Annotated in this window: 7 protein-coding genes; 1 reads left to right on the forward strand and 6 read right to left on the reverse strand. The window is 64.1% G+C overall.

Annotated elements, in window-relative coordinates:
* Positions 1-88: 88 nt before the first annotated feature.
* Positions 89-1,039, forward strand: coding sequence for a LysR family transcriptional regulator (locus FEM01_RS09115; protein ID WP_138219094.1), 951 nt, complete (start codon positions 89-91; stop codon positions 1,037-1,039).
* A gap of 90 nt (positions 1,040-1,129) precedes the next feature.
* Here FEM01_RS09115 and FEM01_RS09120 read toward each other — a convergent pair whose 3' ends face one another.
* The 6 genes from FEM01_RS09120 to recC all read right to left on the reverse strand — a co-directional run bounded on the left by FEM01_RS09120 (position 1,130) and on the right by recC (position 12,763).
* Positions 1,130-1,621: an OmpA family protein gene (locus FEM01_RS09120; protein WP_138219121.1), complete on the reverse strand. Its 492-nt coding sequence runs from the start codon at positions 1,619-1,621 to the stop codon at positions 1,130-1,132.
* Between the two features lie 6 nt (positions 1,622-1,627).
* Positions 1,628-2,899, reverse strand: a complete 1,272-nt coding sequence (locus tag FEM01_RS09125; RefSeq protein ID WP_138219095.1) for a diguanylate cyclase domain-containing protein — start codon at positions 2,897-2,899, stop codon at positions 1,628-1,630.
* Positions 2,896-3,471 (reverse strand): YfiR family protein, encoded by a 576-nt coding sequence (locus FEM01_RS09130; protein ID WP_138219096.1) that lies wholly within the window; start codon positions 3,469-3,471, stop codon positions 2,896-2,898. Before FEM01_RS09130 ends, FEM01_RS09125 begins: the two co-directional genes overlap by 4 nt.
* Before the next feature lie 66 nt (positions 3,472-3,537).
* Positions 3,538-5,616, reverse strand: coding sequence for an exodeoxyribonuclease V subunit alpha (gene recD, locus FEM01_RS09135; RefSeq protein ID WP_138219097.1), 2,079 nt, complete (start codon positions 5,614-5,616; stop codon positions 3,538-3,540).
* Positions 5,613-9,284 (reverse strand): exodeoxyribonuclease V subunit beta, encoded by a 3,672-nt coding sequence (recB, locus tag FEM01_RS09140; RefSeq protein ID WP_138219098.1) that lies wholly within the window; start codon positions 9,282-9,284, stop codon positions 5,613-5,615. Before recB ends, recD begins: the two co-directional genes overlap by 4 nt.
* The gene (gene recC, locus FEM01_RS09145) at positions 9,281-12,763 is read right to left on the reverse strand and encodes an exodeoxyribonuclease V subunit gamma (protein WP_138219099.1); all 3,483 of its coding nucleotides are present in this window, start codon (positions 12,761-12,763) and stop codon (positions 9,281-9,283) included. Before recC ends, recB begins: the two co-directional genes overlap by 4 nt.
* Positions 12,764-12,869: the final 106 nt, after the last annotated feature.

A 12,869-nucleotide genomic window follows, 5' to 3' on the forward strand; every position in this document is an offset into this window, starting at 1 on the left:
GGTGCGTACACGGGCTGGCGTGCAGGGGCTGAGTTCGAGTATAGATGTGCAAACATCCAACAAGAATCCACAAAAAAACCGGATCATCATGCAAAAAGACCTCACCTCCCTGGGCGCTCTGAACTGGGACGACCTCAAGTTTTTTCTTGAGGTGGCGCGCACCCGCAAGGCCAGCAGCGCCGCCAAGCGCCTGGCCGTGGACTACACCACGGTGTCGCGGCGCATCAGCTCGCTGGAAGGGGCATTGGGCACCTTGCTGTTCGAAAAATCACGCACCAACGGCTTCGTGCTCACCGCCGAAGGCCAACGCCTGCTGGGCTATGCCGAGTCGATCGAAAGCACCCTGCATATGGCCTGCGAACAAGTCTCCGGCTCTGGCGTGGCGCTGTCAGGGCATGTGCGCATGGGCTGCACAGAGGGCTTCGGCAGCTTCTTCGTCACCCCGCAGCTCAGCCATTTCGTCGATGCCTGGCCGGCGATATCGGTCGATATCCTGCCACTGCCGCACTTCATCAGCCTGTCCAAGCGCGAGGCCGACATCGTCATCGCCCTGGAGCGTCCCGAACACGGTCCTTATGTGTGCTGCAAGCTGTGCGACTATCGCCTGCGCCTGTACGCCACCCAGGACTATCTGGACCGCCATGCGCCGATAGGTTCGGTGGCGGACCTGGCCGGCCATCCGTTCATCAGCTACGTCGATGACCTAGCGTTCAGCTCGGAGCTGCTGTACCTGGCCAACCTCATCCCCAACGCCCAGGCCCACCTGCGCAGCACCAGCGTGATCGCCCAGTACACTGCTGCCCTGCAAGGCCGTGGACTGGCGATCCTGCCCTGCTTCCTGGCCGCGCAGGACGAACGCCTGATGACGGTACTGCCCGAGGAGATCGAAGTGACACGGCAATTCTGGATGTATTGCCGCGAGGACTTGCGCAAGCTCAAGCGCATCACTTTGCTGTGGGACTACATCCGCGAGGTGACCGAGGCCAATGCCCCGCTGCTGATGGGCCAGACGCGCAAGATGCACGTTGCCAAAGGCTGACCAGCCGCCCTCGCTGCTGGGCCTGGCGCGGCTAACGATTGACACGGGCTCGGCTTGGCGCCTACAGGCAGAGCTTGAGCGCCGACGGTATCAGTCCGAAGCCACCACGATCGACACCCGCCGATTCTCCATCCGCCCCGCAGCGGTACGGTTGTCCGCCACCGGCTGGCTGCTACCTAGACCGCGGGTCTGGATGTTCTGCGCCGACATGCCGATGCCGGCCAGCGCCTTAGCCACACTCCAGGCCCGGCGCTCGGAGAGTTGCTGGTTGTAAGCCGCCTTGCCTGAGGCGTCGGCATGGCCGTCGACCCGCACACGCTGAATGTCCACGGACAGCAGCGCCTTGCCGATCCGCTCGACGATGGCTTGGCTCTGGCTGTTCAAACCATCCACATCGCTGCCAAACAGCACCTTGCCCGACAAGTCGAACGCCCAGCCCTCCTCGGTGGGGGCGAAACCTTCACGCTTGAGCACTGCAACCTGCTCGGCGGTCAGGCCCTTGGGGGGTACGCTCTGGCAGCCAGATACCCACACGATTGCCAACAGTATCGCCAGCAAACGAAAACGCACAACGCGCTCGATCAACGTTCAGCTCCTGTTTTTCACTTCTGCTGCGCAAGGTTCCGGCTGCGCCGCTTGCCATTGGCCACGGCGCTTGCGCTTGGCCTGGTACATCGCCGCATCTGCGGCATTGAGCAGGCTGGCTGGATCCTGGCCATCCTGCGGGTAGTAGGCGATGCCGACGCTCAGCGACGTGCTGATGCTGCTGCCATCGGCCAACTGAATCGGCACCTGCATGCTCTGCACGATTTTCTCGGCGATGCGCTCGGCATCCTCACGCACATGCAACGGACTGAGCAGCACGGCGAACTCGTCGCCGCCCAACCGCGCCACCAGATCCTGGTCACGCAGTTGCCCACGCACCCGTCCGGCCACACTGACCAAGACCTCGTCGCCCACGGCATGGCCGAGGGTGTCATTGATCTGCTTGAAGTGATCGCTGTCGAGGAACAACAGCGCCAGCGCCTCCTGCTGACGCGCGGCACTGCGCAGGCTGCGGGTCAGCCGGCCTTCGAAGTAATGCCGATTGGGCAGCCCGGTGAGACTGTCGTGGCTGGCCTGGTGAGCAAGGGTCTCGTTCTCGCTTTGCAGGTGACTTTGCCAAGCTTCCAACTCATCAAGCAGGGCATTGAAGTCGTTGCCCAACTCGTTCAGCTCGGCGATCTGCGTCGGCGGTACACGTCGGTCGAAACTACGCTCGCGACGTGCGGCATGCGCGACACTGGCCAGATGGCGCAGCGGGCGGATGATATCGCCGAACACCCGGCGCGAGAGATAGGAGGCCAAGCCTGCGCTGAGCAAGATGCACAGCACGACGCCCGCCAGCCCGCTGAGCAAGAAACGCATCAGGCTGCCACCTTGGCCAATCAGCTCGATGTGGCCAACGGCCTGCCCCATGTGCTGGACCGGCAAGTTGACCGGCTCTTCCAGCAACACGCCCGCCATCGTGCTCTGCAACCGCGCAATCAATCCCTCGCCGCCGCGCGACCAATGCGCCAACAGCGTGCCGTCGCGGCTGTAGACTTTGGCGTCGGCCAGCTCTTCGGTAGAGGCGATCAGGGTCAAGGCCTCGTTGGCCGCAGCGCTGTCAGCGAATACCACGGCCGCTTCGACGGTGTAGCTGATGGACCGAGCGATCAGGTGCAAGTTGTGGTTGGCGTGCACGCGCAGCGCTGCGACCCCTAGCAGGGTCACCAGTACCCCCGCAAGCCCGGCAGCCAGCAACGCCACGCTCAGATGGCCACGCCCGAGCACGCCACGTAAGGTCGGCCGAGAGGTACGCACAGACTGACGCCTCATGGCTGTGCCGCCCGGCGCCGCGACAATTGCAGCACGCTGGGGTGAATGCGCACGCCACTGCGCGCCACCGAGTCGAGGTTGACCTCGAAAGTCACCTGCGGGTCACCGACCCGCAAGCAGAACAGGCTACCAACGGTGCATGGATCGTCCGCCTCGCTGATGCTCACCACCGGCTGCCCGCTGACCTTCTGGAACAGGCGCTCACGCTGATAGGCGTCAAGCTTGCCGATGTACAGCGCATCACAGGCACTGGCCACGCGGGCATCATCTGCCAGCAAGCGCCTGACTTGCAGCGGCTGCCCGGAGTTCTGCACATTGCCCTTGATCAGGTCGTCGGCGTATTCGGTGGGGCCCACCAGGCAAAGGCGCAACGGGTTGGGTTCGCTGGGCCAGCGGGCGTAGCCCAATATGCCCAACACCACCTGGGTCACGGCCTTGGCCCGTTGCTGCGCCTGGGCCTGGGTGACAGCATCGTGGGCGCAGGCCATGCCGCTGCCCAGCAACAGCGTGGTTGCCAGCAGCCAACGCGCACTCAGCGTCACGCGTCTCAAGACCGAGACAGCCACTGCCATGGGGGGAAATCTCTCAGCAGGATTCCAGATAATGCCGCAACAATAGCACACTGCCGCGGTGTGCCATCATCCGACCTGGTCCAACATCAAGCCCGACACGCGCCGTACCTTGCGCGCGACAGCCTCTTCGAATACCCCGGCACGCGGCTCGATCAAGCTGAAGCACTGCTTGGCACGGGTAATGCCGGTGTACACCAGTTCCTTGGTCAACACCGGATTGAGCGCGTCCGGCAGCACCAGCGCGGTGTGGCTGAACTCCGAGCCCTGGGACTTGTGCACGGTCATGGCGAACACGGTCTCCACTTCACTGAGGCGACTGGGCAAGACGAACCGCACCCCGCCAGAACCATCATTGCGCGCAAAGGCGACACGCAGCAGTGCCTGGCCTTGGTCGTCGGGCACGCGCAGGGCGATGCCGATATCGCCGTTCATCAGGCCCAGACCGTAATCGTTGCGGGTCACCAGTACCGGGCGACCTTCGTACCAAATTTGCTGGCTGTCGATCAAACCTGCGCTGTGCAACACCCGCTCGACGCGCTCATTCAGGCCCTCGACGCCCCAGGGGCCCTTGCGCACGGCGCACAGCAGCTGAAAATCATCGAAGCTGCGCAGCACAGCGCCGGCCCACTGCTCCCAACCTGGGTCATCGGCAGGCGTGCCAGGTGGCGGGCGCAGACGGCCAATAGCGCGCAAGTAACTGCGGTAGCCTTGCGGCCCCTCCGGGCCACGGTCCAGACCATCGAGCAGCAGTCGCTCGAAACGCCGGTCGTGCTCGCCGCCGAGGATCAGGCAGTGCACGTCGGCCGGCGCGTCGCCCAGCAGTTCACGGGCCTCACGGGCCTGCTGGCGGTTGACCAAGCGCGCCAGTTGCCCGATACCACTGCCCTCGCCGAAGCGGCGGGAGTGGCGCAGCATGACGATCTGCTGGGCCAGCGGATGGCGCCCAGCAACGCCCGTACTTAGCCCCGCAGCCGCCAGCGACTGCCCCCCCACCTGCTCCAGCCAATCGAGCGTCTGTGGCCAGTAGCAACCCTCCTCGGCATCCCGGCACAAATCACCCAGCACCGCGCCGGCTTCGACCGATGCCAGCTGGTCCTTGTCGCCAAGCAGCACCAGGCGCGCGGCAGGTGGCAAGGCATCAAGCAGGTTGGCCATCATTTCCAGGTCGATCATCGACGCTTCGTCGACCACCAGCACATCCAACGGCAACGGGTTGGTCATGTTATGGCGAAAATGCCGCGACCCTGGGCGACTGCCAAGCAGGCGATGGACCGTGCTGACGTCGGTAGGAATCTGCGCACGCACCTGCTCACCGATCTGTAGCCGCTCGACCTGCTGGCCGATGGACTCGGTCAAGCGCGCAGCCGCCTTGCCGGTGGGCGCCGCCAGGCGGATACGCAGCGGTCGGCCCTGGGCCACGGCCGGAGCCTGCAACAGCGCCAGCAGGCGCACTACGGTGGTGGTCTTGCCGGTGCCAGGGCCGCCGGTAATCACGCTGAAGCCGGCGCGGGTCGCCAGGGCGCATGCGAGCTTCTGCCAGTCCACCTCGGCACTCGCAGCATTACTGGCGAACAGTTGCTCCAAACGCACGGCAAGATCGTCCTGCTGCGCGTGCTGACGGGCCAGACGTGCGTGCAGGGCAGCATCGATGCGCCGTTCGTAGGCCCAGTAACGCCGTAGGTAAAGGCGCTCGCCGCTGCATACCAGCGGGCGGGCGCTGTGCCCGGAGGTATCGCCATTGGCCACCAATGGGCTGGCACCGATACGTTGCAGCCAAGTGGACAGATCCAGGCTGGCCAACAGTTGCGAGGGCAGCAACAAGGGGCCAGCCAGGGCATCGCCCTCCGGCGGCAGCGAGAGGGCAAAATCCGGCTCGGCCAAGGTCTGCGCCACGTCCAGACACACATGGCCATGCCCTAGTTGGTGGCTGGCCAGCGCTGCCGCCAGCAGCACCAGCGGGTCGCTACCCGGCGCGCGCTCTTCGAGAAAACTCACGAATGCGCGGTCCAGGGCACGCAGCCAGCCGCGCTCGACCCAACGGTCGAGCAGCGCCAGAAGATCGTGGCTGCGCTGCAACGGCGCCAGGGCACTGAGGTGCTCGGCCTGCAACGCGGTGGGCAGCAGATCGTCCAGGCTTCGGCTCATGGCGCGGCTCCGGCAAACAAGTCCTGTTGGTCGGGCGTGTGCTCACCGCGGAACAACGCATCGAGAGCCTCGATCAGCGCACGCGGCGGGCGCGCATGGTAAAGCCCGTGGCCCGCAGCGCTCACACCGCGCAGGAAAATGAACAAGGCACCGCCCACATGGCGGTCGTAATCGTAGTCGGGCAAACGTGCACGCAATTGCCGATGCAGGGCGAGCAGGTAAAGCACGTACTGCAAGTCGTAACGGTGCTCGAGAATCGACTGCTCCATCGCCAAGGCAGCGTACGCCTGAACGTCGGGGCCCAGCCAGTTGGACTTGTAGTCGGCCACGTAATAGCGTCCGTCCAGCTCGAAGGCCAGGTCGATGAAACCCTTGAACATGCCGTTGAGCTGAGTAGGCTGCGCGGCCGGGCGCGCCGCGCCAGCGTGGGTGTGGCGCACCACCAGTTGGTCGAGACGCTGGGTGTCGACCTGATGGCTGGCGAACCAGAACTCCATTTCGATCTGGTACTGACTCAAGCCCGCGAGGGTGAGACTGCCTTGGGCCAGGGGCATAGGTTGAACCAACATCTGCTCGAGCCATTGGCTGAGCGTAGGAATCCAGCCGGTCCAGTCGCGCCGGTTGCAGCGCCGACCGACGGTACGCTCGATCCGCTCAGGGTCGGCACTGATGTCGGCGAAACCTTCGCTGCCGGCCCACTCCAGCAGGCCGTGCAGGAAGGTGCCTGGCGCTGGGCCTCGGGGAAAGCGATGAATGTCGCCGGCCTCGGCCGGCACTTCGCGTAGCAATTGACTGTCGAGCGGTTCGTCGTCCAACAGTTGCTGCGCCTGGGAGCTATCGGCAATGAGGGTCTGGTCACCGACGCGCAGGGCGCTGTAGGAGGCGATCCACCAATGCTCAGCGGCGGCCCGACGAGGCTTGCGCGCCGGCAGCAGCTCGCGCTGGCTGAGCGGTATACGGTAGCGCTGTTCGTCCGCCTCCGGCAGCGGCATGCTGACGATGGCCGAACTGCCCGCGCCGAGTGCCTGCAACCACTCGCCCAACTGAGCGGAACTGGCCAGCGGCTGGCCCCCCCCGAGCAGATAGCCCAAGGCCGAGCGATGCAGTTGCGAGGTGCGCTGGGTGCCGCGCTTGAGATCGGCGACGCCCAACCAGCACGCGTACTGCGCCCGGGTCAGAGCCACGTAGAGCAAGCGCAGGTCTTCGGCTAAGCGTTCGTCGTCGGCGCGTTCGATCTGCCCGGCGTCCGGCGTCAGCGTGAGATGACCAACGCCTTCGTCGTCGTGCCAGGCCAGCGGCAGGCGGCTGCCGTCCACCGGCTTGCTGGTGCAGATGAACGGCAGGTACACCAACGGGTATTCGAGGCCCTTGGACTTGTGAATGGTCACCACCTTGACCAGTTGCTCGTCGCTTTCCAGGCGCAGGATCTGCTCTTCGCCGGCCTGCGCGGCGTTGGCCAGGTGCTCAGCGAGGTGACGGATCAGCGCTTGTTCGCCATCTAGCTCAGCAGCCGCCTGTTGCAACAGCTCGGCCAGGTGCAGCAGGTTGGTCAGCACCCGTTCGCCGTCGCTACGGCCCATTAGATTGCGCGGCAGCTGGAAGTCGTGCAGCAGGCGGCGCAGCATCGGCAGCACGCCCTGGCGCTGCCAGATGTCGCGGTATCGGCGGAAAGCCATGACCCAGTTTTCCCAGACCCGCTCGTCCTGACTCAGCCGCTCCAGTTCCAGCAGGGGCAGGTCAAGCGTCAGGCTCGCCAGAGCCGCCTTGAGCAGGCGTTCGGCATCAGGCTCGGCGCAGGCCTTAAGCCAAGCCAGCAGGTCATGCGCCTCTTGCGCGGCGAACACCGAGTCCTTGTCGGACAGGTACACGCTGCGCACATCGCGGGCCGCAAGTTCGCTACGAACCAACTGCGCCTCGCGGCCATCACGGACCAAAATGGCGATATCGGACGGCTGGCATGCTCGAAGTACCCCGTCATCTGCGGCAAAGCCACTGACGCCCTGCTGGCCGCCGTTGAGCAACATGGCGATATGGCTGGCGCAGCTGGCGGCCAGGCGCTGACGGTAGACGGTACTGGAAACCGGCTCATCGCTCGGCAGTTGCCAGCAGTGCAACGCAGCGCATGGCTGGCCGTCGACCAGCAGGCGTTCGTCACGCCCCTTTGCCTGCACCTCGATGAACGGTAGCGGGTTGTCCCCAGATGTGCGGAACAGGAACGCACCGCGCCCCTCCTCGCGCACTTCAGCCTGCATGAAAACCCGATTGACTGCCTTGACCATCGCATCGCTGGAACGGTAGTTGGTGTCCAGGCTGTGCAGACGTCCGGCAGTGGCGCGGCGGGCAGCCAGGTAGGTGAAGATGTCGGCGCCGCGGAAGGCGTAGATGGCCTGCTTGGGATCACCGATCATGAACAGGCCGGTGTCCGGGTTGTTCTCGCTGATGCGATAGATGCGCTCGAAAATGCCGTACTGCACCGGGTCGGTGTCCTGGAATTCATCGATCAGCGCAACCGGGAACTGCTCGCGAATCAGGCCGGCCAGGCGCTCGCCAGCGTCGCTGCGCAATGCGTGCTGCAGGCGCAGGAGCATGTCATCGAAGCCCATCTCGGCGCGGCGACGCTTCTCCATCTCGAAGCGTGCGGCCACCCAGCCGGCGGCATGCTCAAGCAAGCGCGCATCGGGACTGGCAAGGCCCTGCAACTGATCGGGCAGCCCTTGCATGGCCTGCAGCCCCGGATGCTCGGGCGGCTCACCGCTCTTCCATGCTTCAGCCATGCCGCTAGGGGTCAGGCGGGTGAAACCGGTGCCGAGGTCCAGCTCCATGGCGCCCTCGTCAGCGGCCCACGTACGCAGCTTGTCGAACCAGGGCTCGAAATAACGAGCCTGTAACTTGCGACCATCGACCTGTTTGGCGGCCACCGCGTCGCGGCAGATCTGTTGCAGCTCATCGGCCCAAGCGCTCCAAGGCGCCTTGAGCTGGTTCAACTGTTCGGCGCGCTCACGCAAGGCGGCTTCGATCAGCACCTGTGGCGCCAGTTCGTCAGCCTGCTCGCGTACCCGCCCGAACAACGGCCGAATCCGCGGTAGCAGTGCATCGGGGCTCGCCCAATTGTCACGTACCCAAGCCAGGGACTCGCCGCGCAGGTCATAGCAGAAGCGCCGCCAGTAGTCGCGTACTACCTGACCGAGCAAGGCGCTATGGTCGGTTTCCAGGCTCTGGGTGAACAAGCTGCCGCTGTCAAAGGCGTGCTCGCGCAACATGCGCTGACACCAGCCATGGATGGTCGAAACGGCAGCCTCGTCCATCCACTGCACAGCGACTTCCAGGCGGCTGGCGCAACGCGGCCAATGCTCTGCGGGATAATCCTCACGCAGCAGGTGCAACAGCGGATCGGCACCCTCCAGTTCACCACGAAAGAACCTTGCCGCCTCGGCCAGGCGCGCGCGGATTCGTTCGCGCAGCTCTTTGGTGGCGGCATCGGTGAAGGTCACCACGAGGATCTGCGGCGGCAGCAATTCACGCCCAAAACCCTGTTCTGCGCCATGCCCGAGGATCAGTCGCAGGTACAGGGCCGAGATGGTGAAGGTCTTGCCCGTGCCGGCGCTGGCCTCGATCAGTTGGCTGCCGTGCAAGGGAAAACTCAGGGCCAGTGGGCGGGCCTGGCTCATTGAGCACTCTCCGGGTTACCAAGGGTCTGCCAGGGGGCAGCGAACAGGGGGCGGTACAGGGTTTCGCACCAACCTTCGAAGGTTTCGTCCAGGGTCAGCGCAGCGAAGTCCCTATACTGACGGGCCAAGGCCAGGCTTTCGGCACGCTCGCCGAAGCTGTTCTGGCCATCGCCTTCATAGGCACGTTGGGCGGCGGCCAGGGCTTTATCCGGGTCGCTCTGCGCAAGCCAGGCGAAAGCGGTCTTGGCCGCGACGGGCAAGGGCGCATTCATAGCCGCCTGACGCGCCACCAACAACTCGCCAAGCCGTTCAGCGGCTTGCTCGATTGGCACAGGGGCAAGCAACAAGGTCAAGTCGCTGGCCACCAATGCACTGTACAGCGGATACCCAGACGCGCAGGCCGCCAGGTGCATGACCCAAGCCGGGATCAGGCGTTGCCACTTCAGGGCATTGCGCCCCGCACTGAGGGTATTAGGCACGGTGTCGATGCTCAACAGGCTTTGATCCTCGGCCTGGTACACACGGCCCAACCAGCCTTCGAGCCGGTGCTGGGCATGCGCGAAGTGGATCGGCAGGGCGCCGTCGACCACGTCCGGCCAGCGTTGCAACAACTGTCGATGGCGTTGCAGCAGGTCGGGCAGCGGCTCGATCAGCTCGGCCTGAACGGCTTCGCCGAAACCTGCCAAGGGCAGCAAGCCACAGGCTTGCAGGCGGCGCGCCTGGCTCTGCAGCGCCTGCTCTACGTTGTCTGGATCGGCCAATGCGGCGCCGAGCAGGCGCTCGCTCAAGCCATAGCGTTGCAACGCATCGAGCACGAAGGGCTCTTCGTCGGGGGTGGGAGCCTCCAAGGCCTCGAAGAACACTTTCAGGCGCTGGCTGAAGAAATGCCTGACCGGATGACGCAGAAAGTCCTGCAACTGCGTCAGTGTCAGGGGCTCATCGCTGTTGTAGGGGGGCAACGCGCGCTGCTCGGTCCGGTGGGCGGCATCAGCCTCATGCAGGGCGAGCCACTCATGGGCGAAGCTGAACAATGGGCTGCCCTTCTGGAAGTAACGCAGGCTGAAAGGCTGCAACGGATGCTCCTGGGTGAGCGCGTGCAGCAATTGCTGACCTGGATCGTCCTTGAGCCCAGATTGCGCGCCTGCCAGTTGCCATCCGGCGGCCAGGTGATCGCGCAGTTGTCCGATCAACACCGACGCCGGGCGCTCGCTATTATCGCGAATGCTGCGGCCTACCCAGCTCACGTACAACTGATCACGCGCTGACAGCAAGGCTTCGAGCAGCAGGTAGCGGTCGTCTTCGCGACGCGAACGATCGCCAGGGCGATAGTCGCTGGCCATCAGGTCGAAGTCGAGCGGAGGCTGAGCGCGCGGGTAGTCACCGTCGTTCATGCCCAGCAGGCAGACCACTCGGAACGGGATCGCACGCATGGGCATCAGGGTGCAGAAGTTCACCGAACCTGCGAGAAAGCGCTGGGACAGCTTGCCCTGGTCGAGGCCGGACAACCAGGCTTCGCGAACGACGGTCAGCGGCAGTGGATCGTGCAGGCCGACCGATTCGCAGGTTTCCAGCCAGGTATCACGCAGGTCCTGCAACTGAGCCAGCAAGAGTTCGTCGTGTTCATCCTCGGCAAGGAAAAAGACCTGGAGCAAGGCGTGCAGGCGCTCGCCCCAATCAGTGGCGCTTGCCGGTTGCGACAACGTCTGGCAGGCCACCTCAAGGGCGTCGAGCAACGCTACCAGTGGGCCTATCAACGCCGCATCGAGGCCGCCGATTTCGTCATAAGGTTCAATGCCATCGCAACTTTCTCCAGTGCCCACGGCATAACCCAGGAGCATCCGCCGCAGGCCGAATCGCCAACTGTTCTGCTCCAACCCCTCGGGTAAACCGAGGCTCGCGCGCTGCTCGGCACTCAGTCCCCAACGGATGCCTGCACCTTCGATCCAGCGGTGCAGGGTCGGCAGGTCGCTTTCCTGGATAGCGAAGCGGGCTCGCAAGGCGGGAACATCCAGCAGATCAAGCACTTCGCTCACGGCAAAGCGGCTATCGGGCAACTTGAGCAGGTGCTCCAGGGCGATCAGCAAGGGTTCGCGACCGCGCTGGCCTTGGTCGGTCAGGGTGAACGGAATATAACGCGGGTCGTTGCGCTCCAGTTGGCCGAAAACCGCGCGGATATGCGGGGCATAAGCATCAATGGCCGGGAGCATGACAATGACATCCCGCGGACGCAGAGTTGGATCGGCGCTGAAACGGGCCAGCAACTGATCGTGGAGAATTTCAACTTCGCGCTGGGCACTGTGGGCCACATGGAAGCGCATCGAGCGGTCTTTCGTCGGGTCGACCGGTGGCCACTGTTCACGGGTTTCGGCCAGCGGGCGCAGTTCAAGAATATCGTCCTGCAGCTGATTGAGCAGGTTGCCTGGGGTGGCGTCGCTGAACAAGTCAATGCGACCGTCGCTGAATACGCCTTGATAGCTCCCTGGGTCATCGTAGCTGTCGAGCAGGTTGATGTAGTCGCGGCCTTGTTTACCCCAGGCCGCCAATAGCGGATGGGCATGCTGGTGCAACAGTTCGTCGTCCAGTTGCAAGGGCATGCCTTGTTTACGCTGCTGACGCTTGTACTGGTGACGCAGAAGGTCTTTGTCGGCAACGATGTCGCCCCAGTGGTGACGGCAAGGGTTGTGCACACACAGCAGCACTTGGCTGAACCTCGCGAGCCCTGCCAGAGCTTCGAGGATCTGCGCGGGCAGCGACGAAATGCCGAAGACGATCAGGCGTGCTGGCAGGCCTTGGGGGGCTTGTTGCAAAGCATTGATGCGCTCGACGAAGCGCTGGTGCACACCGGCGCGGCTCTGGGCCATGCCCTCTTCACCGACGTCCTCCAGCAGGATGCGCCAAAGCTCGGCCTGCCAACGGTTGCCGCTGGCCAATGGCTTGCGCTCGCCGCGCGCGGTATTGAGCACATGATCGCCAGCAGCCCAGTCCTTGAGCCAGTCGGCGCGGTACACCTGGTATTGGTCGAACAGGTCAGCCAGACGTTCAGCCAGTTGGTAGCGCTTGCGCAGATCGCTGTCATCGGTGAGAAAACGGCGCAGCGGCTCGAAATACGGGCGTTCGATCACCTCAGGGAGCAGGCGCATGAGGCGCCAGGTCAAGGGTGCCTTGTCGAGCAACGACACTTCAGGGATTTCATCGCGCCCCAGCACACGCCGATAAAGTTGCCACATGAAACTGCCAGGAAGTTGCACATCAATGGCCGCTGCGATGCCACAACCGCCTTGATCACCGTCTTGCGGATTTTCAGCCAGAGCCAGCTTCAACCACTGGGCAATGCCGTTGCTCTGGACCAGGGCGATTTCGTTTTCCAGCGGAGCTAGCGGGTAGCGGCGCATCACACTCACGACCAAGCTACGCAGTTCATCAAGGCGATTACCTTGGACGATCATGAAGCCTGGGTGCAGTGAAGTAGTGCGGGCCATTGAATACGCTCTGGGGCAGGTGGTTCTGCTGGAAACCATATCACGGGCGATACTTTTCCGAGCCGGAAAAGACAAAACCCCTACCTGCTCACGCAGATAGGGGTTT

This window comes from Pseudomonas mosselii, assembly GCF_005796105.1.
In the GTDB taxonomy this organism is placed as follows: domain Bacteria; phylum Pseudomonadota; class Gammaproteobacteria; order Pseudomonadales; family Pseudomonadaceae; genus Aquipseudomonas; species Aquipseudomonas mosselii_C.

Bases quoted from the DNA above. Each gene is read 5' to 3' on its own strand.
- FEM01_RS09115 (WP_138219094.1), top strand. From the start codon at position 89: ATGCAAAAAGACCTCACCTCCCTGGGCGCTCTGAACTGGGACGACCTC.
- FEM01_RS09125 (WP_138219095.1), bottom strand. From the start codon at position 2,899: ATGAGGCGTCAGTCTGTGCGTACCTCTCGGCCGACCTTACGTGGCGTG.
- FEM01_RS09130 (WP_138219096.1), bottom strand. From the start codon at position 3,471: ATGGCAGTGGCTGTCTCGGTCTTGAGACGCGTGACGCTGAGTGCGCGT.
- recD (WP_138219097.1), bottom strand. From the start codon at position 5,616: ATGAGCCGAAGCCTGGACGATCTGCTGCCCACCGCGTTGCAGGCCGAG.
- recB (WP_138219098.1), bottom strand. From the start codon at position 9,284: ATGAGCCAGGCCCGCCCACTGGCCCTGAGTTTTCCCTTGCACGGCAGC.
- recC (WP_138219099.1), bottom strand. From the start codon at position 12,763: ATGGCCCGCACTACTTCACTGCACCCAGGCTTCATGATCGTCCAAGGT.